Genomic DNA, 22,079 nt, shown 5'->3' on the forward strand with positions numbered 1-22,079 from the left:
ACTGTAGCAGTGCCAGAATCAGCTCCATTACAGCGATGATCACAGACAGTAAGTCCATTACATCCGCTCTCCGTACTTGCGGAGCGCAATGCCAGCGTCTTACCCTAACATTGCCTGTCAACGCTGGTTGTACGTTTGTCGGGACGTCATGCCGCACTCCAAACCGGGGCACTACCCGCGGCACCACCCGTCCGGCAGCCAGGGCTTGAATCAGTTGCGATCTGGCGTACGGCATATCCGACGAGGGGTATTATAGGATGTTGTCTTTTATTGGCAATGGGTCATCGCAGAGCTATACTCAGCCTGTCGGGACGTTCCATGTCGCGTTATACCGCTCAGTCTCTGGCTTAGATACTGAGGGTAGAAAATAAAAAGCCCTGCCTCACCAGCAGGGCTTTTTTGTATCTTGCGAGGCGGATTCCGCTTTGAAACTCATTCTATTTCCTTTTGTCGCCTCTTCGTTCTTCGAGTCTGTAAAATCAGGCTTTGGGGTACTAGGGGATCACAAAAGAACTGCGTCGCAACGAGTAGATTTAGGCACAAAATGAGAACTGAACGATGTGCGCTATGATAGCTTTATCGTTCTGACAATAAGGAGCCTGCTATGCCACACGTAGATATTAAATGTTTCCCCCGCGATCTGAACGATGAACAAAAAACGGCGCTGGCTGCCGATATTACCGAAGTGTTGGTTCGCCATCTGAGCAGTAAAGACAGCTCGGTAAGCGTGGCCCTCAAACAGATTGAACCGAGCGACTGGCAGCAGGTCTGGGACAGCGAAATCGCCCCGCAGATAGAGCAGTTGATTAAGAAACCGGGTTACAGTATGTAACTGCGCTGCCTTCCCGGAGGCGATGCTATGCATCTGTCCGGGCTACCCGTCTTCAGCTGTCTGTGAGCCCGTAGCCCGGGCAGGCGCTTTGCGCCGCCCCCGGGAGGAACACGGCGCCGTGCTGCTGTATCAGAACCAAATCTCCGTCTGCACGCCGAAGTTCCAGTTACCACCGGCGGTAAAGCCTTTGCTGCCGAAATCGTCGTTAATCGCGTAGCGATCAAGGTCTTTATCCCAGTTCATCCATGTCACGAAGAAACGGATCTCCGGGCGCGCTTTAATATCAAACACATCGCCCACTTTGAACGTCGGGGCGAATGTCAGCTTATAAAAATCGCCGCTCACCGCCTGGTATTGATGCACGCCGTCATTGTAACGATAGCTTCTCCCGTTTGGATTGAGGTCCATATACTGCCAGGAAGCCTCATACAGCAGGGCAAAGTTGCGGGTGATCCCCTGAGACACCCGCAGGTTGAAGGTTGCCCAATCGTAGCGGTCGCCATCGCGGTAGCGGTCTTCGCTGTGCTGGGCGATAACCGATGGTGCCAACTGCCAGTTTTTCCCCAGCGGCAAAATTCCGTATGATGCAAAGCGCAAGGATTTTGCATTCTCGGTGAGATCGCCATCGCTGCCGGGCTGACGCGCTTCGGCCCCAAGGCCACCGCCGTACTGTAAGGCGCTTTCGGATACCCCTGGCGCCAGGCCGTAGAACTGCTGCTTATCGTGATAAGCCAGCATCGCGTAATAACCGCTCTTCGCCGTATTATCGCTACGCAGGGCATAGCTACCGGTGGTCGAGGTGTTATCCTTCAGGTCATCGTTGCCCTGGGCAGTCATCGCCGTGGTCATCAACTGCCAGTTGTTCCAGAAGTGGTTCGCCGTGAACATCAGGTTCTGAATATCGTTGTCTTCGTAGTTATCGCTGCCCAGATCGCCGAAATTACGTGCATAAACCGAATAATCACCGCGCAGATGGCTGCCCCAGGCCACGTCGTTGATGCCGCCGCCGGTACCACCAAGGAACATAATGTCGCTATCGGTAAAGTGAATATCGAAGTTATCGCGGTCGAATCGCTTGCCCGCCCAGATTGAGGCGCTCTTAAACGGCCCGGAAAAATCAGCGAAGTTGCCCATTTCAACGTACAGCTGGCGTACGTTAAGGTGGTGGCTGTCGTTATCCTGCACCCAAGGGTCCGGGTTGGTCGCGCCATCGGCGAGCATGGTTTTAAAGTGCGCCCATGACCCGTCGCTGAAGGTCATTTTCTTGCCGAAACTCAACTCCACATAGTTATCTTTTTCATTGCCGAGACGGCCAACGTGGGCATCGCCGTTGAGCGAACTGGCCGGGGAGATCCCAGGACCACCTCGCGCGCCTTTACCGTGGCTATCAACCAGCATCCCGGAACGGGCGTAAGCGTTAAATTCAAAGCCGTCGGTAAGGCTGGATTTCGCCAGCTGCTTGTCGGTGGCCTGCTGTTTTTGCTCGGTCGCTGCGGTGCGCTGGCTCAGGCCCTGTACCTGTTTTTCCGCTGCCGCCGCGCGCTGTTCTGCGGCGCTGGTGCGTTGTTCCGCCTGCTGTGCCCGACGGTTGGCTTCTCCCGCTTCTTGCTCCGCATGATTAAGCCGGGCCTCCAGTTGCGTCAGCCGTTGTTCGATGGTGAGAGGCGCTGCACTCGCGCCCCAGGCCGAAAAAAGGGCGCAGCAAACCGCTGCGCTAATCAAAGAGATACGCATTTGAATCCTTATTTTTTCCAGAAGTAGTGCGGTGTTGTACGCCTTACAGGGCGTGGTTTTCTCCAGATACCGACGAAGTGTCCGACGGCGCGCGGCGTCCGGCGTCGAGGTCGGCGCGGATCTGCTCGTACTGGTCGTCCAGGCGATAGAAGCGACCAATCCACAGCATCGAGGCAACAATCAGCAGTGCCGGAATGTAGAGATAACAGGCTTTAATCGCCAGCATCGCGCTGTCGCTTTGCGCCTGGTTGGCGATATAGCCGCCGGAAGAGAGCAGCACGCCGGTAATCGCCCCTGCGCCTGCCATGGCGACTTTGCCGAGGAAGCCATTGATCGAGGTTAAAATCCCGGCGGTGTTGATACCGGTTTTCCATACCCCGTAATCCACCGGATCGGCCTGCATCGAAAAGTAGATAGCCGTGCGTTGCCCTGCGCCGAGCGACAGAACCACCGCACCAGCAATCAGTCCCCAGCTATTAACGCCTGCCGCCATCATCATGCCCATCCCGACAAGGTTGATCGCGCTGGCAATCAGATAAACATGGCGTTTTTTCATGCGGCTGGCGAGCAGCGGCACGGTGAGGGTGCCGAGTAGTGGAACAAAAGTGGAGATCCCGGCAACGATCGCCGTCAGATCGTTATTGCCAACGTAGTAGTGGAAGAAGTAAACCAGCGCGCCGGTCTGGAAGAAGAACGCTCCCCACATCAGGAAAATATTAATGGCGAACACAAACCACGGACGGTTGGCGCGCAGGCTGACCCAGGCGCGTTTTAAGGTCATGCGTTCCTGAGTAATGCTGATATTTTCTTTGACGTTACGAAAACTCACCAGCAGGAAAAAGGTGGCAATCACGCCGAAAATGACCGCGGTATAGAAGAAACCGTGTTCCTGATTACCTTTGCCCAACGCGCCGACGAGGGGGAGAGTAGCGACCGCAACAATCGTCGCCCCAAGCGATCCCAGCAGAATACGCACCGCCGACAAGGTCGTGCGCTCCCGCGAGTCGTTAGTCAGAAACGGCAGCATCGCGCAGAACGGAATGTTGACGATGGTGTAGAGAAACGACAGGCACAGATAGGTGATAAACGCGTAAATCAGCTTACCGGTGGTGCCGAAATCGGGCACGTAGAAGGCCAGAATACACAACAGCCCAAAAGGCACCGCGCCAATCAACAAGTACGGACGACAGCGCCCCCAGCGGGTGGTGGTGTTGTCGATAACCAGTCCCATCAGTACGTCGGCAACGCCATCCACCAGACGCGTGACGAGGAACATCAGGCCGACATAATAGGCAGGAAGGCCCATCACGTCGGTGTAAAAGAACATCAGATAAAGAGAAATCATCTGCCACACGAGGTTGCAGGAGAGGTCAGCGATGCCGTAGCCAACGCGCTGCCGCCACAGGGTAAAAGTTGTTTCTGCCATAAAATGAACTCGCTTATCGTTGTTGTTAAAGTCCGTACTGGCGAATAAACCAGGCCGGGGTACAGCTCCACGCATGGCAATAACTGTTTATCAGTTTGCTGCCATAAGGGGAAAACTCAGGGCGCGCCGGGTCAAAAATTTCCCAAAAGGTATCAGCGCCGTAATCGACCATCGCGCCCCAGTAGGCTTTGATCTGCGCAATCGCCTCATCGCGCAACTCGCACTGCAAGAGGGCTGCGATATAGTGGTGGCGCAGATAGGGTGTGTTCATGGCAATAACGGGGGGATTTTTCTCCAGGTTACGCATCATCTCCTGGCGCTGCTGAGGAGTACCGACTTCCGCCAGTACCAGCCAGATTTGCGAAGCCCACGAGACCTGTCGCTGCGCGCCGCTAACGTAAAAGCCTTGCTCTTGGTCCCATAGCCTATCGAGCGCCGCCGCTTTGAGCTGTTGCAGGCAGGTGCGATAGCTCGCCGCCCGTTCAGGTTCAAAACGTTCCGCCAGCCAGATGGCACGCTGTAGGCAGTAAATCAGCACCCCTTGCGCGGAAGCCTGTTTATTCAGCGACTCTTGCCAGTCGATAAATACCCACCAGTCGTCGCTATCGCGCACAAGGCCTGAGTCGTCGCAGCGGGTTAGCGCCAGTTCGATCTGACGCTTAGCCGTGGGCCACAACTCGCGAGTGGTGGCAATATCCTCAGCGCTTTGCAGATAGTTGTAGAGAACATCGACAAAAAACAGTGAGTAATCAAACAGGAAGGTGTCATCAGCAATGACATCCGGCTGGACGAAAACGTTGGCCGACACCATGCCATCTTCTCGGGTATGTCCGGCGAAGAGGTACAGGCAGCGGCGCACCAGGTCGTGTCGGCAGAAAGTCACATCGTTGACCAGCGCCTGCAGGCGTAAATCGCCGAGCCACAGGCGGCGATCACGTTTAGGGCCGTCTTCGAAGACTTCCTGCATGCAGTTTTGCAGAGTCAGAACGGCAATCTGGTCGATCTCTCGCAGTTGCGGATCGGCGGAGATGCTCGCTGGACAAGTTTGGGTAGCCGAGGTCACGGCGTTCACCTGTATCTGGTCGAAACGCAGGCGGAATTTACTCGATACCGCTTTGACCTCGATTTTCAGGTAGCGGAAGCAGTAGCGGCGCGGCAGGTCAATCTCTGCGGGCAGTACGTCAAGCCACAGATCCTGCTGCTGTAGCCAACTGCTGCTGAGCCAGCCCTGGTATTCGCTGAAGGATTCGCAGACTTCGCTGAGGGTTTCGCCAAAGGTGAGTTGCAGGTGTGCAGGGGCATCCGGCGGGCTTCCTGCGCTCTGGCAGAGCAAATGCAGGTAGCCGACATAGTGGCTGCCAAAATCGATGATGACGCTATCGCCGCTGGTCAGTTCGCGCTGATAAAAGGCCTCCAGGGTACTCACCGTTTCAGCACGCCAGCCAAATAGCGCGCGGGAGTCAGTCTGGGCTTCTATCACGGCGACAGGCGGGTGTAATTCGCTGCGCAGCGAGGGCCGGAGCACCTCGGCGGTGCGTAAAAAATCCTGGTGACGGGTCATCTTGACCTGAGAATTATGCTGAATAGCCTGTGACATACTGCGTCCTCTGTGTTTATTTGAGTGCAGCATAAGATGCCGCTGCCTGCGGCAACCACTCTGGCAATGCCAAAGCGTTTGAGAAAATGGCAATGATGGTGGGATGGGGAGGTTGGCGATCACAATTCCATAAATCTTGCTCGTGACGACCGCCAAAATGCATTATCTTGCCACTGCACCGTATGCCGTTTTGGACTTAATAAATGATGATGTTGACCGTTGAGTATTATTTCACCCATCCGCAGGATAAGCTGGGGATGTACGCCAGCGATCCGGAAGATAATAGCCATGAGCATAGTCACGAGTTTGCCGAACTGGTGATTGTTGAAGAGGGACACGGTTTACACGTTATTAATGGTCGGCCTTTATATATTCAACAGGGCGATGTTTTTTACGTTCAGCCGGGCGATGTGCATTATTATGATGAGCTGGGGACGCTTAAGCTGATTAATGTGTTAATTAATCCGCTGGTTGAGTTTCGATATTTACAGCATCTTGATGCATTATTACATAAATTCTCGGCACAGCAGGCCTCTTGCTACGGTTGGCTGGCCCCGGATACCCGTCATATCTGCCGGGAGTTGGTTGAAAAAATATTCTCGGCTGAATGCCAGCAGGCTGAAAATAGCGCACTGCGCGAAGCTGCGTTTTTCCAGCTCGTTACCACCATTTTGCATGCGGAATCAGAAGCCGAATATAGCAATACAAAGTATAAGCTACATAAGTTGCTTACCTGGCTGCAGGAGCACTGTTTTGAAGAGCATAATTGGCAGCAATTGTCGGAGAAATTTCATCTGACCACGCGAACCGCTTTTCGTCATATTAAAGAGGCCACCGGGCTGACGCCGGATAATTATTTAAAACGCCTGCGTTTAGTCTCGGCCCGCGTAAAATTACGCGAAACCGATATGACGATTACAGAAGTAGCTTATTTATGCGGTTTCGCGAACAGTAACCACTTCACCACCTTATATAAAAAAGTGTTTGGCCTGACCCCCAGCGAAGACCGGCGTCGGCTGCTGCGCTGAGACAAAGATTATTTCAACGGCACATTTTGTTCCTTTGCCCATTTGCGCAAACGACCACAGGCGTTGGCATAAGGTGAGGAGGTGTTGAAGGAGATCATCCGCCCCAGCATCCATTTGCCATACCACGGTTGGCCGTAAAGCGTGTTGTCATCCCGCGCTTCGATGCAGGCGACAATCTGCTGTTTCGCCTGATGCAGGGCAGTAAGCAGAGCAGGGTAATTCAGCGATGGATAATCGGCATAGAACTTCTGCGCCAGCAGTCCGAGCTGGTTCCATTTAAAGCCGGTTTCCGGGAAGTCGATAGGTTGCCGGGTTTCGTCAAGAGTTATCCATTTGAGCACCAGCTCATTCCATCCCAGCAGATAGCAGACCAGATCGCGAACGCTCATCATCGTACCCTGCGCGTGACCAGCCAGGGTCTTTTCGTACGTTTTGTCTTCGGGAATATGTGCCAGGTAATCGGCCAATTTAGCGAAGTTTTTTTCGATGGCTGCCAGTAGCTGATCCTGGGTTTGCGGTACGCTCATAGTGAGTTCCTTTCTAAGTGACATGATTCCCCGGAGGCGATGCTACGCATCTGTCCGGGCTACCCGTCTTCAGACGTCTGCGAACCGGTAGCCCGGGCAGGCGCTTTGCGCCGCCCCCGGGGGAAGCGCGCAGAGAATCAACCTAGCGCGCTCAGATGCTCTTCAAGACTACCGGTGTTCGCGGCGGCATTGATATGTTCAAAATAATCATACCAGCCGCTGGCGGCGATACCAGCCAACAGCGCATCGCGGGCCTGAGCGTCAGGAAAACGCCAGATCCCTAAAAAACGGTGTGGGGAAGCTTTATCGATAGCGGTATCGGTCTGGGCCAGCGTCAGGAGTTCAACGCCCCATTGCGCGAGGCCGCTCATTCCAGACTGAATGCCATTGATAAACTGCTGACGCTGCTCCACAGACAGCGCGTGCCAGGCGGGGTTAGGGGTATAAAGTTCGACTAAATAGTGGGATATAACGGATGACTCCTTTGGGTTGATATCCAGATCATGAGAGACTTTTTCCTGCCAGCGTACCGGCGGCGACTTTCGCCAACAGTTCGGATAGCTGGGTGCGTTCCTGCGCTGAGAGATGGCTGAATAAGCCAGCAATCCAACGGCCGTGCTGGGCGAAGACGTTGCCGATAAGCTGCTTGCCCTCAGGGGTTAATGCGATGCGCATGGCCCGGCCATCAAGAGGGTCGGCATGACGCTCAATTAACTGGTCACGCTCAAGGCCGTTAAGCAGCCCGGTAATGGTTGCCCGGGTGACGCCTGCTTTTTCCGCCAACACGTTGGGAGCGAGACCGTCGGTTGCGGCATCGAGCAAAAACAGCAGCACGAAACGTCCCTCGGATAATCCCCACGGAGCCAGCAGCGTTGCGCAATCGCGGTCGATGGCAGCCGCTAACGACAGAGTTTGAAAACAGAGGCGGATATTGTCGACGTCAGCAAGCTGATGACGCTCGGCCTCCTGCAGCAGCGAAAGGTATTTTTGTTCAAGTTCCATAACAGCTTTAGTCATATAGTATGGTGCCTAACTATATGATTGAAGCGATAGACGATCAAGCGAAAAATGTGGAGATTGAGGACAAGCCTGGCCTGAACGCCGAGCCTGTTTTTTTGCCGGATGGCGGCTGACGCCTTACCCGGCCCTGGACATTTCCCGGAGGCGATGCTGCGCATCTGTCCGGGCTACCCGTCTTCAGACGTCTGCGAGCCCGTAGCCCGGGCAGGCGCTTGCGCCGCCCCCGGGAGGAAGACCGCAGGGTGTTGCCGAATTATCCCGGAGGCGATGCTGCACATCTGTCCGGGCTTGTATGATGACTCCATCAGAAAGAACCGGCCAGTTCTCTCTGATGGCGGTCCGGATGCCGTGTCCGGGCTTAGGCTTTCGCGCCTGTTCCGTAGATCTTTGCACCGGACTGCCGTTCTTTCTCATGTGATAAACCGGACAGTATCATGGACCGGCTTTCACCGGTAACCCGTATTCGCAAGGTTGGTTTCACTATGGAAAATGAACTGTACTTCATCGGCATTGATGTAGCCAAAGCTAAGCTCGATGTTGATATCCTGCGCCCTGATGGTCGGCATCGCGGTAAAAAATTCGAAAATACGCCCTCCGGACATGAAGCGCTTGTCCGCTGGCTTCGCAGCCATGATGTGAACCATGCCCATGTCTGCATGGAGTCCACCAGTACCTACATGGAAGAGGCTGCCGCGTATCTGAGTGATGCCGGTTATACCGTCTCCATTATCAACCCCGCCCTGAGTGCCGCCTTCGCCCGTAGTGAAGGGTTGCGCAGTAAAACCGACAAAGTCGATGCCCGTATGCTGGCGCACTTCTGCCGGGAGAAACGTCCGTCAGCATGGGAGGCACCGCACCCGACAGAGCGGGCCCTGAAAGCGCTGGTGTTACGGCATCAGGCGCTGACAGAGATGCAGACGCAGGAGAAAAACCGTCAGGAAACAGCCCCGGAGGTCCAGTTAGCGAGCATCGATGTGCTCCTGGAGTGCCTGAGTGCTGAACTGAAACGTATCGAAAAACAGATAAAAGACCTGACGGACAACGACCCGGATATGAAGCAACGGCGGAAGCTGCTGAACAGCATCCCGGGTATCGGCGAGAAAACGGCGGCGGTCCTGCTGGCGTATACGGGACTGAAGCTGAGGTTTGCCACAGCGCGGCAGTTCGCCGCGTATGCAGGGCTGACGCCGGTGCAGCATGAGTCAGGCAGTAGCGTGATGCGGGCGAGCCGGATGAGTAAAGCGGGTCCGGTTCAGTTGCGCAGAGCATTATATATGCCAGCAATATCAGCGCTGTATCACACGGCGTGGGGAAAAGCGTTCAGAAAGAGACTGGAAGGGAATGGCAAACGCGCGAAAGTTATCATAGGGGCGATGATGCGCAAGCTGGCGCAGGTGGCGTACGGAGTGCTGAAGTCAGGGGAGCCGTTCGATGCGTCACAACATGGAATAGCGGTAGCGTAGGGACGAAAAGACTGCGGGAATAGAAAAACAGCACCCAGAGGGTGCTGTCGGTGGTGTGTCTGTCATCCAGAAACCGGAGAGAGCCCCGCAACTAAAAATGGTTGCCGATGCTCACAGTATCTACCCGTCTTCAGCCGTCTGCGATCCTGTAGCCCGGGCCAGGCGTTTTGCGCCGCCCCCGGGAGGAAGACCGCAGGGTGTTGCCGAATTATCCCGGAGGCGATGCTGCGCATCTGTCCGGGCTACCGTTCTCAACAATCTGCGGGTCGGTAAGGTTTACTCTTCCGGGGTATTAGCCTGTACGTGGCGACCGCTGGCGACAAAATTTCCTGTGCCGAGATGATGCAGCGTATTGATCTTATCGTCGTCGAACTGCCAGCGACCGGTGACGAACGCGCGCTCATCTGCAGCGGCGGAAACCACCTCGCCAAACAGGGTGTCGTACTGCTCCTGGGCCGCCGTTGGCGGCAGCAGGCGGCACTCCATCCACGCCAGACATTTCTCTTCGATCAGCGGTAATCCCAGTTCCGGGCCTTGCACTACCGGAATGCCGTAAGCGTTAAATTTATCCTCATCGCGCCCGCTGATGCTGCCGACCGCGTAGGTCCAGCTGGCGGCTTCCACCCCCGGGACGACGATGCCGAAGGTGCCGTTGCGCTCAATAATTTCCCGCGTCCAGGCGCTTTTATCCACCACGATAGCCAGCCTTGGCGGCGCGAACTCCACCGGCATCGACCACGCGGCGGCCATGACGTTACGGCGTTGAGACTGGGCGTCATAGCTGGTTATCAGAATGGTCGGGCCATGATTAAGCAGGCGACTGGCGTACTGGAGTTCCACGTGGCGAAAACGGCTCATATGCGTTCCTTGGTAAATGGGTCTGATGCCTGACCACACGTTAATCCGCAATGAAAATGTAATCAATACGTCATACAGGCTCCCTATAGTCGGCGGCACTAAGTCCCAAAGAGGATCACAATATGTTAGCTCCCCTGAATTTATCTCAGGTGAGCGCGGCCCGGCGGATGTTGACCGCTGGCAGAGCATCGCTTTCCCAATGGGGAGGGCGATAATGCGCGCGCTTACCGGCATCAAACTCGACGGTGTTTCCTTCGCCTTCGGCACTCATACCGTTCTTAATCAGATCAGTCTGCATATCGACGCGGGCAGCATCGTTGCGCTGCTGGGGCCTTCGGGCTGCGGCAAAAGCACGCTGCTGCGCTTGCTCGCTGGGCTAACCGTACCTGCCCGCGGTGAAATTCACTTCGGCGATCGTCTGGTGGCGAAAACCGGCTGGGGAATGCCCCCGGAACAGCGCGATCTCGGTATGGTCTTTCAGGACTATGCTCTGTGGCCGCATATGACGGCCGCGCAGAACGTGGCTTTTCCGCTGCGTATGCGCGGTGTAGCGCGTCACGAACGGCAAAAGCGCGTCGAGGAGGCGCTGGCGATGGTCGGTCTCAACGGCTTTGCTGACCGCAAACCGTCGGGGCTTTCCGGCGGTCAGCAGCAGCGCGTCGCCCTGGCCCGCGCCATTGTGGCAGAACCCCGCGTGCTGCTGTTTGATGAGCCGCTCTCCAACCTTGACAGCGAACTGCGCGAGTCGCTATGCGTGGAGATGAGCCGCCTGCTGCGTCAGTTGGGGATTACAGCCGTCTACGTCACCCACGACCGTCGCGAAGCCGAGCTGCTGGCAGACAAGATTGTGCATTTATCTGCGGGCAGCATTGCTGCCGTCCGCGCCGTTACTTCATCCTCAGGGGAACCCGCATGAAAACCGTTATGACCATTAAGACAGGAGTTGCGCTCGCGATTATGTTATCGACCACCATGATCTCCAGCGCCCACGCGCTGACCGTATACACCGCCGGTCCGGGCTCTCTGGCGAAAAGTCTCGCCAGCGGCTATGAGAAGAAAACTGGGGTGAAGGTGAATATTTTCCAGGCCACTACCGGCAAGGTGATGGCGCGTCTTGAAGCCGAACAGGCGAACCCGCAGGCGGACGTGCTGATCTCCGCTTCCTGGGACACGGCGGAGGATTTGCATAACCGCGGCTGGCTGCTGGCGTATCAGAGCGCTAATGCCGATAAGGTTCCGGCGAATCTGAAATCCGCTGATTACGTCGCTCAGGGTATTTCGGCGCTGGGGATCGTCTGGAACACCAAAAGCGGCACCCCGGAGCCGAAAGAGTGGCGCGACCTGACCGAAGCCGCGTTCAAAGATAAAGTCACCACGCCGGACCCGGCGCTCTCCGGCGCGTCGCTGGATTTGCTGATCGGGTTACAGAATGGCATGGGTGATAAAGCCTGGGCGCTGTTTGACGAGCTGAAAAAGAACGGCATGGTGGTCAGCGGGCCGAATGCCCAGGCGGTGACGCCGGTGATGCAGGGGGCGAAAGCGGCGGTCTTCGGCGCGGTGGACTATGTTTCTTACGGCAATATTCATCAGGGCGAATCGCTGAAGGTGATTTTCCCGGCCAGCGGTACGGTTATTGCGCCGCGTCCAATGATGATCCTTAAAACCAGCCAGCATGCAGACGATGCTAAAGCTTTTGTTGACTATGTCCTGTCCCCGGAAGGTCAGACGCTGGTCGCCGATGCCTGGTTAATGCCCGCCCGTAGCGATGTTCAGGCTAAGCGTCCGCTGCTCAATGAGCTGAAAATTCTGCCGACCACCAGCGATGGCAACAGCGAACGTAGCGCGGTCCTTTCACGTTTTAATTCGCTCTTCACGCAGTAAATCGATTTCCCCGGGTTGCGAAACGTTGCTCGGCCAAAGTAGCCCAGTCATACAGTAGCGCCTCCGGGAAGACACAACGCCGGGGCATCAGGGGCCCGGCGCATCTCCCGGAGGCGGCGCTGGCGCGCCTGTCCGGGCTACCGGATCGCAGACGGCTGTGACCCCGTAGCCCGGTCAGCGCAGCGCCACCGGGAAGACACAAAGCCAGGGTATCAGGGCCCGGTGCATTTCCCGGAGGCGGCGCTGGCGCGCCTGTCCGGGCTATCGGATCGCAGACGGGGATCGTTTCCAGGAAACTACCGTGAAACAGAAACTTATTTCGACGGGAACGCTAACGGCGCTGCTGGTGCTGGTGGCGTTACCGCTCTTTTTTATCGTCCTGCAGGCGATATTCCCCCAGTTTAGCGCCGGTTCGCTGGGCGGCGCGTTCAGCGGCGTATCGACGCTGATTGCCGACCCGCAGCTGCCGACGATGCTTGGCGGCACCCTATGGGTGGCCTGCGGCGTGGCGCTGATGAGCGTGATTATCGGTTTGCCGCTAGGCGTGCTGCGCGGATTGTTTAACTTGCCGCTGCCGCGCCTGTGGGATCTGCTATTTCTGATCCCCTTTCTTACGCCACCGTATATTGCCGCGCTGTCATGGATGCTGGTACTGCAAAGCAACGGCTATCTGCAACAGCTGACCGGCTGGGATCTGAACGATCTGCTGTTCAGCCGCAGCGGGATCGTGCTGGTGATGACCCTCAACATCTTCCCGGTGGTCTATTTTGCGGTCTCGCGCAGCCTGCTGGCGAGCGGTCAGCGGCTGGCGATAGTGGCGCGGGTGCACGGAGCCAGCGCCTGGCGGGCGTTCTGGCATATCACGTTGCCGATGCTTTCTCCGGCGCTGGCTGCGGGGATGCTGCTGGCGTTTACCCTCGCCATTGAAGAGTATGGCGTTCCGGCGGCGCTCGGTTCGCGGGCGGGGCTGGTGATGCTCACCGTCGGGATAGAGAAAAAGCTCGCCGACTGGCCTATCGACCTGCCGGGCGCATCGCTGCTGTCGTTGCTGCTGATTGCGGTAGCGCTGCTGGCCTGGTGGCTGCAAAAGCGGCTGGTCGGCGATAAAGAAGTGACCAGCGTAACCGGCAAGCCGGGAGAGAATAGCGGGGCGGATTTAGGCTGGCTGGCGCTTCCGGCGGTGTTGTTTATGGCGGGTATCGGCGGACTGGCGGTGCTGCTGCCGGGGGCATCGATGGTGCTGACCAGCCTGATGGGGACGCTGTCGGGTGGTATTCATGCCGACAATTTTACCTTCAGGCATTTCGATGCGCTGTTTGCCCAGCAGGGCGATGCGCTGTCAGCGCTGGGGACCAGCCTTTCGCTGGCGCTGGCTTCAGCGTTGATCGTCGGCCTGATTGGTCTTCTGGCTGCCTGGCTGGTATTGGTGCAGAAAATCAGAGGGAGTGCGATTGTCGATGCATTATCGCTGATGCCAGCAGCGCTGCCGGGCGTGGTGGTCGGCGTTGGGCTGATTCTGCTGTGGAATCAGCCGTTCTGGCCGGTTTCTCCCTATAACACCTGGTTTATGCTGCTGCTTTCTTATTGCTGTCTGCTGCTGCCGTGGCCGGTGCGCTATGTCGGCAGCGCGCTGCGCCAACTCGGTAATAACCTTGAACCGGCGGCGCGGGTGCATGGCGCAACGCCATTGCAGGCGCTACGTTTGATCGTTCTGCCGCTGGTATTTCCGGCGCTGCTGGCGGCGATGCTGATGGTGTTTGCCGTGGCTTCCCGCGAGCTGGTGACCTCGCTGCTGCTGGCTCCGGCGGGGACGCAAACTGTGGCGGTGTTTATCTGGCGTCAGTTTGAGCAGGGCTCGGTAGGACAGGGGATGGCAATGGCTTCCCTGACGCTATTTACTGGCCTGGCTTTAATGCTCAGCGCGCTGGCGCTGATGCAGCGGGGCACGCGTGAATAAAGGCGATCGCACAAAATAGCTGGTCAGGCAGAAAAAACAGGCTATAAATGTCGGACACCGATTGCTGGAGGCATTGATGAGTCCATTTTTAAGCGCCTATTTTTCTCGTCTGGGCTGGACGGGAACCCCTGAAGTATCGATTAACACCTTGCGTGAACTGCATATCCACCATAACGGCGCGATCCCGTTTGAGAACCTGGATGTGTTGCTGCCCAGAGAGATGCATCTCGACGATCGGACGCTGGAAGATAAGTTGATTCATGGCCGTCGTGGCGGTTACTGCTTTGAGCAAAATGGTCTGCTGGAGAGGGCGCTGCGCGAGATGGGCTTTAACGTGCGCAGCCTGCTGGGGCGCGTGGTGCTGGCCAATCCACCGCATATGCCGCCGCGCACTCATCGGCTGTTGCTGGTGGAGGTTGAGGGCGAGCGTTGGATTGCCGATGTCGGCTTTGGCGGTCAGACCCTGACCGCGCCGATTCGGCTGCTGGCGGATGTTGAACAAACCACGCCGCACGGTGAGTATCGCCTGATTTATGAAGGGGATGAATGGGCGCTGCAGTTCAGCCATCACGGTCACTGGCAGTCGATGTACCATTTTGATTTGGGTCGTCAGTACGCTTCTGACTACGTGATGGGCAACTTCTGGTCGGCGCACTGGCCGCAGTCGCACTTCCGTCACCATCTGCTGATGTGTCGCCATTTACCGGACGGTGGCAAGATGACGTTAACCAATTTCCACTTTACCCATTGGGATAAAAACCATGTGGTCGAAAAGCTGGACTTACCGGACGTTCCGGCGCTGTACGAAGCGTTGCAAACACGTTTCGGCCTCGGTGTTGACGATGCGAAATATGGCTTTAGCGAAGCGGATTTAGCGGCGGTGATGGCGGCGTTTGATACGCATCCGGAGGCGGGGAAGTAGGTTTTGACGTTTTACCCTCACCCTAACCCTCCCCCTGGAAGGGAGAGGGGATCGTACGGTGTGGAGTTTGCGTTCTGCGCCGGTCTGCCTTTCTCCCTCTCCCCGCATTTGGGGAGAGGGTCGGGGTGAGGGGAAAGACTCAGCGCCTTGAACGTACCACCTGATAGCGGCGGGTGAAATACTCCACCGGGGCGCTCCAGACGTGCACCAGGCGGGTGAACGGAAATATCAGGAAGATGGTCATCCCAAGCACCAGATGGACACGATAAATCCACGCCACGCCGTCAAGATGCGCCGACGCGCCGCCGTGGAAGGTCACGACCGCCTGCGCCCAGTCCACCAGTTTTAGCATTTCGCTACCGTCCGGGTGCTGCGCGGAGAACGGAATGGTCGTCAGGCCGAGCGCGCACTGAATCAGCAGAATGCTCAGAATCAGGATATCCGCGGTGGTGGAGGTGGCGCGAATGCGCGGATTCGTCAGACGACGAACCAGCAGCCCGATGCCGCCGACTAACGTCAGCACACCGCAAACCCCGCCAAGGATCATCGCCATCAGCTGCTTCTGCGACATCGGCAGGAACCAGGAATAGACCCAATGCGGCGTCAACATGCCGAAGAAGTGGCCGAAGAAGATCCCGAGAATGCCGATATGGAACAGGTTCGACCAAAGCACCATCCCGCGCTTATCCAGCATCTGGCTTGACGAGGCGCGCCAGGTGTACTGTCCGTAATCGTAGCGCAGCCAGCTGCCGATCAGGAAAACCGTGCCGCAGAGGTAGGGGTAGATATCGTAAAAGAAGACGTTAAGGTACTGTATCATTTCGGGCCTCCGGCACGGACGTCGACATACTGTGGTGCCACGTCCTGGCTAAAGCGTCGTTGATAAGACTGCATTGGGGAGCTGTCGCAGGCGGTGGCGTTATCTTCGATAAACTTCACCTGCTCCTCCTCCCACACTGCATCCAGCGCCTGGCGGGTATCGTCGCGCTTTTCCCCCGCCACCTGCTTCGTGACACTGTCACTGTTTAACTGACTATCAGCCAGCGACAGCAGTACGTCAAACAGCCGATAGTATTCACACTCTCTTTGCTTCAAGCGCCCGCCGAGCAGCGCCAGAATCGGCGCGACGTTCTGTAACCCTTCGCGGGCTTCGCTCTCCGGTAAGATGCTCAGATACTCCAGATAGAGTGGCAGGTGGTCCGGCAGTTCGCGGCTGTTTAGCTGCAAACCGGCCTGTTCATACTGGCCCATTAAATCAACCATCGCCTGGCCGCGATCGCGGGATTCGGCGTGGACGTGTTCGAACAGCAGCAGCGAAGTAGCACGCCCGCGCTCGAACACTTCGCACCATTCGGCCTGTCGGTCGAGGAGCTTCGCTGCCAGCAGCGGCCCGACGAAAGGTAGCAGCTCCGGAGCATCGGCGCTGACCAGCGTCAGCGCCTCCTCACGGTTCTCCCACAGCACCTCGTCCGGATACTCCAGCAGCAGACCAATGACTTTGAGGATCTGCATTATTCTCCCTCCCCGTGTTTGCGCACGCCACCGATGTCAATGGCGTCGATGCGCCGACTGTTGAAGAGGTTGAACTTGGTATCCGACCCATGGCAGCCATCGCCGAAGGTGAAGCCGCAGCCGTTTTTTTCCGGGAAAGCGTCTTCCGCCATTTCGCGGTGGCTGGTTGGGATCACAAAGCGGTCTTCGTAGTTGGCTATCGCCAGATAGCGGTACATGTCCTCAACTTGTTCCACGCTTAAGCCGACTTCTTCGATGGCGCGGGTGTCGGTGACGCCTTCCACTGTCTGGGAGCGTTTGTAGTGACGCATCGCCATCATGCGTTTCAGGGCGCGCAGCACCGGGCCGGTATCGCCCGCACTGAGCAGATTTGCGAGGTATTGCACCGGAATGCGTAGGCTTTCCACCGCCGGGAGAATATTGCCGTTGCTCGGCAGGCCGCCCGCATCGGCCACCGACTGAATCGGCGACAGCGGCGGGACGTACCAGACCATCGGCAGAGTGCGGTATTCCGGATGCAGCGGTAGGGCCAGCTTCCAGTCCATCGCCAGCTTGTAGACCGGGGATTTCTGCGCTGCGTCAATCACGTTATGCGGAATGCCTTGTTTCAACGCCTCTTCGATCACCGCCGGGTCATGCGGATCGAGGAACACGTCGCACTGGCGCTCGTAGAGATCGGTTTCATGTTCGGTGCTGGCCGCTTCTTCGATGCGGTCCGCGTCATACAGCAGCACCCCGAGGTAACGGATGCGCCCGACGCAGGTTTCGGAGCAGACCGTCGGTTGTCCGGATTCGATACGCGGGTAGCAGAAGATGCATTTCTCCGACTTGCCGCTCTTCCAGTTAAAGTAGATTTTTTTGTACGGACAGCCGCTGATGCACAGTCGCCAGCCGCGGCATTTGTCCTGGTCGATCAGTACGATACCGTCTTCTTCACGCTTGTAGATGGCGCCGCTCGGGCAGGTAGCGACACAGCTTGGGTTGAGACAGTGTTCGCACAGACGCGGGAGATACATCATGAAGGTGTTTTCGAACTGACCGTACATCTCCTTTTGCATTGCGGCAAAGTTCTGGTCGTGGGCACGCTTTTCAAACTCGCCGCCGAGCAACTCTTCCCAGTTCGGGCCCCATTCAATCTTGTTCATACGCTGGCCACTGATCAGCGAACGCGGGCGGGCGGTGGGCAGGTGTTTACCTTCAGCCGCATTGTGCAGGTGCTGGTAGTCGTAAGTGAACGGCTCGTAATAGTCATCAATGCCCGGAATCAGCGGGTTGGCAAAGATTTTAGACAGTACGCCGACACGGTTGCCGAGGCGCGGAGTGAGCTTGCCGGTAATGCTGCGAACCCAGCCGCCTTGCCACGCCTCCTGATCTTCCCAGTTCTTCGGATAGCCGATACCCGGTTTGGTTTCCACGTTGTTAAACCATGCGTACTCCATCCCTTCACGGCTGCTCCAGACGTTTTTACAGGTGACCGAGCAGGTGTGGCAGCCAATGCATTTGTCGAGATTAAGTACCATGCCGACCTGTGAGCGTATTTTCATTTTTTCGCCTCTTGAACCTGATCGCGACCTTCGTCATCCAGCCAGTCAATATTTTTCATTTTGCGGATCATGATGAACTCATCGCGGTTGGAGCCGACGGTGCCGTAGTAGTTAAAACCGTAGGCCAGTTGGGCATAGCCGCCGATCATATGCGTCGGTTTCGGACACACGCGGGTGACCGAGTTATGGATCCCGCCGCGCCGACCGGTGACTTCCGAGCCCGGAATATTCATCAGGCGTTCCTGAGCGTGATACATCATGGTCATGCCCGGCGGTACGCGCTGGCTGACCACCGCACGGGCGGTGAGCGCACCGTTGGCGTTAAAGGCTTCAATCCAGTCGTTATCCTCAATGCCCAGTTCTTTGGCGTCGGTTTCGCTAAGCCACACAATCGGCCCGCCGCGCGACAGGGTCAGCATCAGCAGGTTTTCACTGTAGGTGGAGTGGATGCCCCATTTCTGATGCGGCGTCAGGAAGTTAAGCGCTTTCTCCGGGAATCCGTTAGGGGGGATCTCCTTCATGTGGCTGACGCTGCGGGTGTCGATTGGCGGGCGATAGGCCACCAGGCTTTCACCAAAGGCGCGCATCCAGGGGTGATCCTGATACAGCTGTTGGCGACCGGACAGCGTACGCCAGGGGATCAGTTCATGAACGTTGGTGTAGCTGGCGTTATATGAAACGTGTTCGCTTTCCAGGCCTGACCAGGTTGGGCTGGAGATAATCTTGCGCGGTTGGGCCTGAATATCGCGAAAGCGGATTTTTTCATCCTCTTTATTCAGCGCCAGATGGGTATGTTCACGCCCGGTAAATTCGCCGAGCGCCTGCCAGGCTTTCACCGCCACCTGACCGTTGGTTTCCGGAGCGAGGGCGAGGATCACTTCCGAGGCGTCAATGGCGCTATCAATACGCGGGCGGCCTTTCGCCGGGCCATCGAGCTTGACGTAGTTAAGCTTGCCGAGGAAATCGACCTCGCTCTGGGTGTTCCACGAAATGCCTTTGCCGCCGTTGCCCAGCTTGTCGAGCAGCGGGCCGAGAGAGGTGAAACGCTCGTAAGTGGCCGGATAGTCACGTTCAACGACGGCAATCGACGGGGCGGTTTTACCGGGGATTAAATCGCATTCGCCTTTGCGCCAGTCGAGCACGTCAAAGGGTTGCGACAGCTCCGCCGGGGAGTCGTGCTGCAGCGGCACCAGCACCACATCGGTCTCTTTGTCGAGATGACCAACGCAGACTTCCGAGAAGGTTTTGGCGATATCCTTATAGATTTCCCAGTCGCTTTTCGCCTCCCACGCCGGGTCGACGGCGGCGGAGAGCGGGTGGATAAACGGATGCATGTCCGAGGTGTTCATATCGTCTTTTTCGTACCAGGTGGCGGTCGGCAGAACGATATCGGAGAACAGGCAGGTGCTGGACATGCGGAAATCAAGGGTCACCAGCAGGTCGAGCTTGCCCTCGATGGCGGCGGTCTGCCACTCCACCTCTTCGGGCTTCACGTCATCGGTCGCACCTAGCTCATCGCCCTGAATCCCGCTGTCGGTACCCAGCAGATATTTGAGCATATACTCGTGGCCCTTGCCGGAGGAACCCAGCAGGTTGGAGCGCCAGATAAACAGGTTACGTGGGTGGTTCTTGCCGTTATCCGGCTGCTCGCAGGCAAAGCGGATATCGCCGGACTTCAGCGCCTGAGCGGTAAAGTCGGCTGGGGAAAGACCTGCGGCGGCGGCCTGCTGTTTGATGGTGAGCGGGTTGACGCCCAACTGCGGCGCAGAGGGCAGCCAGCCCATACGCTCGGCGCGGACGTTGAAGTCGATTAAATGACCGCTAAATTTACTGGCGTCCGCCAGCGGCGACAGCAGCTCCTGGGCGGTAAGTTTTTCATAGCGCCACTGGCAGGCGTGATTGTAGAAATAGGAGGTGCTGTTCATCTGGCGCGGCGGGCGGTTCCAGTCGAGGGCGAACGCCAGCGGTAGCCAGCCGGTTTGCGGGCGCAGCTTCTCCTGGCCGACGTAGTGCGACCAGCCGCCGCCGCTCTGACCAACGCAGCCGCAGAACACCAGCATATTGATCATCCCGCGGTAGTTCATATCCATGTGATACCAGTGGTTGACACCGGCTCCGAGGATAATCATCGACCGACCATGGGTTTTATGTGCGGTATCGGCGAATTCCAGGGCGATCTGCTCGATATGCTGGCGCGGTACGCCGGTGATCTGCTCGGCCCACGCCGGGGTATAAGCTTTCACTTCAGCAAAATCTTTTGCCGCGTTGGCGTCCTCTATGCCGCGATCGAGTCCGTAGTTGGCAAGTATCAGGTCATAAACGCTCACCACCAGGCCGGTTTCGCCATTAGCCAGCGGCAGCTGTTTGACCGGGAGCTGATGAATCGTCACTGGATCTTGTTTGACGCTACGAAAGTGCGGATTTTCGTTGCCGCCGAAGTAGGGGAAACCAACCGAAACGACGCTATCATGGCTTTCCAGCAGCGACAACGTTAATTCGGTTTCTTGCCCGGCAGCCCGCTGCTCAAGGTTCCATTTACCTTTTTCACCCCAGCGGAAGCCAATTGAACCGTTAGGCGCGACCAGCTCGCCTGCGCGGTTATACGCCACGGTTTTCCATTCCGGATTGTTGCTTTCGCCCAGCCCGTCAACCAGATCGGAGGCCCGTACCATACGCCCCGGTACGTAGCTACCATCTTCGCGCGGGTCGAGCATCACCAGCATCGGCATATCGGTATAGGTGCGGCAGTAATTGAGGAAGTAATCACTGGGGTTATCAAGGTGAAATGTTTTGAGGATCACGTGGCCCATCGCCATCGCTAGCGCGCTGTCGGTTCCCTGTTTCGGGGCCAGCCACTGGTCGCAAAGCTTGGCGACTTCCGAATAATCCGGGGTAATGGCGATGGTTTTCGTGCCTTTATAGCGCACTTCGGTAAAGAAGTGGGCGTCCGGCGTACGGGTCTGCGGAACGTTGGAACCCCAGGCGATAATGTAGCTGGAGTTGTACCAGTCGGCGGATTCCGGGACATCGGTTTGCTCGCCCCAGGTCATTGGCGATGCGGGAGGCAGATCGCAATACCAGTCGTAGAAGCTCAGGCAGGTACCGCCAAGCAGCGACAGGTAACGGGTACCGGCGGCGTAAGAGACCATCGACATCGCCGGGATCGGCGAGAAGCCAGCGACGCGGTCCGGGCCGTAGTTTTTAATCGTCCAGACGTTGGCGGCGGCAATCAGCTGGTTCAGTTCTTTCCAGCTGGAGCGGATAAAGCCGCCTTTGCCGCGCACCTGTTTGTAGCTGAGGGTTTTGACCGGGTCCTGCATGATGCTGTCCCAGGCCATCACCGGATCTGGATGCTGAGCCAGCGCCTCGCGCCATAGCTCGATCAGCCGCTTGCGCGCCAGCGGATACTTCAGGCGGTTAGCGCTGTAAAGGTACCAGGAGTAGCTTGCGCCGCGCGGGCAGCCGCGGGGTTCGTGGTTGGGCAGGTCAGGGCGGGTGCGCGGGTAGTCGGTTTGCTGGGTTTCCCAGGTGACCAGCCCGTTCTTAACGTAAATCTTCCAGCTGCATGAGCCCGTACAGTTCACACCGTGCGTTGAGCGGACAATCTTGTCGAACTGCCAGCGCTGACGGTAGCTATCTTCCCAGTCGCGGTTGGTGTTGTACACCTGACCGTGACCGTTGGCAAAGGTCTCGCCTTTCTGCTTAAAGTAGCGAAAGCGATCCAGTAGTTTACTCATGACATTTCTCCTGCTTCGATAATGTACGGCATCGTGCCATT

The 22,079-nt window shown here is 57.2% G+C and carries 18 protein-coding genes; 7 read left to right on the top strand and 11 right to left on the bottom strand.

Annotated elements, in window-relative coordinates; all coding sequences use genetic code 11:
• Positions 1-604: 604 nt before the first annotated feature.
• On the top strand, positions 605-832 hold the full coding sequence (gene pptA, locus ACMYSL_RS14035; RefSeq protein ID WP_434663611.1) for a tautomerase PptA: 228 nt from the start codon (positions 605-607) through the stop codon (positions 830-832).
• A 129-nt stretch (positions 833-961) separates the two neighbouring features.
• On the opposite strand, the gene ACMYSL_RS14040 is transcribed toward pptA, so the two are convergent.
• From ACMYSL_RS14040 to ACMYSL_RS14050, 3 genes are read right to left on the bottom strand one after another with little or no spacing between them, the layout of a single operon-like run.
• The gene (locus ACMYSL_RS14040; protein WP_434663614.1) at positions 962-2,566 is read right to left on the bottom strand and encodes a carbohydrate porin; all 1,605 of its coding nucleotides are present in this window, start codon (positions 2,564-2,566) and stop codon (positions 962-964) included.
• 43 nt (positions 2,567-2,609) lie between these two features.
• Positions 2,610-3,992: a glycoside-pentoside-hexuronide (GPH):cation symporter gene (locus tag ACMYSL_RS14045; RefSeq protein WP_434663616.1), complete on the bottom strand. Its 1,383-nt coding sequence runs from the start codon at positions 3,990-3,992 to the stop codon at positions 2,610-2,612.
• 25 nt (positions 3,993-4,017) lie between these two features.
• Entirely contained in the window at positions 4,018-5,589 is a 1,572-nt protein-coding gene (locus ACMYSL_RS14050) for a sugar hydrolase (RefSeq protein WP_434663618.1), read from the bottom strand.
• A gap of 203 nt (positions 5,590-5,792) precedes the next feature.
• Here ACMYSL_RS14050 and ACMYSL_RS14055 point away from each other — a divergent pair, with 203 nt between their 5' ends.
• The gene (locus ACMYSL_RS14055; protein ID WP_434663620.1) at positions 5,793-6,617 is read left to right on the top strand and encodes a helix-turn-helix domain-containing protein; all 825 of its coding nucleotides are present in this window, start codon (positions 5,793-5,795) and stop codon (positions 6,615-6,617) included.
• Between the two features lie 8 nt (positions 6,618-6,625).
• Here the strand turns inward: ACMYSL_RS14055 and ACMYSL_RS14060 are convergent, their stop codons facing one another.
• From ACMYSL_RS14060 to ACMYSL_RS14070, 3 genes are all read right to left on the bottom strand, one after another.
• Positions 6,626-7,144 carry a ClbS/DfsB family four-helix bundle protein gene (locus ACMYSL_RS14060; RefSeq protein WP_434663622.1) on the bottom strand — a complete coding sequence of 173 codons (519 nt, stop codon included), beginning with the start codon at positions 7,142-7,144 and terminating at the stop codon, positions 6,626-6,628.
• A gap of 137 nt (positions 7,145-7,281) precedes the next feature.
• On the bottom strand, positions 7,282-7,557 hold the full coding sequence (locus ACMYSL_RS14065; protein ID WP_434663625.1) for a DUF6616 family protein: 276 nt from the start codon (positions 7,555-7,557) through the stop codon (positions 7,282-7,284).
• An 88-nt stretch (positions 7,558-7,645) separates the two neighbouring features.
• The gene (locus ACMYSL_RS14070) at positions 7,646-8,146 is read right to left on the bottom strand and encodes a MarR family winged helix-turn-helix transcriptional regulator (protein ID WP_139538247.1); all 501 of its coding nucleotides are present in this window, start codon (positions 8,144-8,146) and stop codon (positions 7,646-7,648) included.
• A gap of 500 nt (positions 8,147-8,646) precedes the next feature.
• Between ACMYSL_RS14070 and ACMYSL_RS14075 the strand changes: the two genes are divergently transcribed.
• Positions 8,647-9,627, top strand: coding sequence for an IS110 family transposase (locus tag ACMYSL_RS14075; RefSeq protein WP_434663922.1), 981 nt, complete (start codon positions 8,647-8,649; stop codon positions 9,625-9,627).
• Positions 9,628-9,903: 276 nt separating this feature from the next.
• On the opposite strand, the gene ACMYSL_RS14080 is transcribed toward ACMYSL_RS14075, so the two are convergent.
• A complete protein-coding gene (locus ACMYSL_RS14080) occupies positions 9,904-10,485 on the bottom strand; it encodes a flavin reductase family protein (protein ID WP_110274163.1) in 582 nt (193 codons plus the stop codon).
• A 211-nt stretch (positions 10,486-10,696) separates the two neighbouring features.
• Here ACMYSL_RS14080 and ACMYSL_RS14085 point away from each other — a divergent pair, with 211 nt between their 5' ends.
• The 4 genes from ACMYSL_RS14085 to nhoA all read left to right on the top strand — a co-directional run bounded on the left by ACMYSL_RS14085 (position 10,697) and on the right by nhoA (position 15,245).
• Entirely contained in the window at positions 10,697-11,401 is a 705-nt protein-coding gene (locus ACMYSL_RS14085; RefSeq protein WP_434664080.1) for an ABC transporter ATP-binding protein, read from the top strand.
• Positions 11,398-12,366, top strand: coding sequence for an ABC transporter substrate-binding protein (locus ACMYSL_RS14090; RefSeq protein WP_434663627.1), 969 nt, complete (start codon positions 11,398-11,400; stop codon positions 12,364-12,366). Before ACMYSL_RS14085 ends, ACMYSL_RS14090 begins: the two co-directional genes overlap by 4 nt.
• Before the next feature lie 301 nt (positions 12,367-12,667).
• The gene (locus ACMYSL_RS14095) at positions 12,668-14,323 is read left to right on the top strand and encodes an ABC transporter permease (protein ID WP_304259377.1); all 1,656 of its coding nucleotides are present in this window, start codon (positions 12,668-12,670) and stop codon (positions 14,321-14,323) included.
• 76 nt (positions 14,324-14,399) lie between these two features.
• The gene (gene nhoA / locus ACMYSL_RS14100) at positions 14,400-15,245 is read left to right on the top strand and encodes an N-hydroxyarylamine O-acetyltransferase (protein WP_434663630.1); all 846 of its coding nucleotides are present in this window, start codon (positions 14,400-14,402) and stop codon (positions 15,243-15,245) included.
• Positions 15,246-15,384: 139 nt separating this feature from the next.
• Here the strand turns inward: nhoA and narI are convergent, their stop codons facing one another.
• The 4 genes from narI to ACMYSL_RS14120 are packed head-to-tail and all read right to left on the bottom strand — an operon-like array spanning position 15,385 to position 22,038.
• Positions 15,385-16,065, bottom strand: a complete 681-nt coding sequence (narI, locus tag ACMYSL_RS14105; protein ID WP_142465938.1) for a respiratory nitrate reductase subunit gamma — start codon at positions 16,063-16,065, stop codon at positions 15,385-15,387.
• Positions 16,062-16,757, bottom strand: coding sequence for a nitrate reductase molybdenum cofactor assembly chaperone (narW, locus tag ACMYSL_RS14110; protein ID WP_434663633.1), 696 nt, complete (start codon positions 16,755-16,757; stop codon positions 16,062-16,064). Before narW ends, narI begins: the two co-directional genes overlap by 4 nt.
• Positions 16,757-18,301 carry a nitrate reductase subunit beta gene (gene narH / locus ACMYSL_RS14115; RefSeq protein ID WP_110276571.1) on the bottom strand — a complete coding sequence of 515 codons (1,545 nt, stop codon included), beginning with the start codon at positions 18,299-18,301 and terminating at the stop codon, positions 16,757-16,759. Before narH ends, narW begins: the two co-directional genes overlap by 1 nt.
• Entirely contained in the window at positions 18,298-22,038 is a 3,741-nt protein-coding gene (locus ACMYSL_RS14120) for a nitrate reductase subunit alpha (RefSeq protein WP_434663637.1), read from the bottom strand. The genes narH and ACMYSL_RS14120 overlap by 4 nt, the downstream gene beginning before the upstream one ends.
• Between the last annotated feature and the right edge of the window lie 41 nt (positions 22,039-22,079).

The organism is Klebsiella sp. MISC125 (assembly GCF_051131775.1).
Lineage (GTDB): Bacteria > Pseudomonadota > Gammaproteobacteria > Enterobacterales > Enterobacteriaceae > Klebsiella.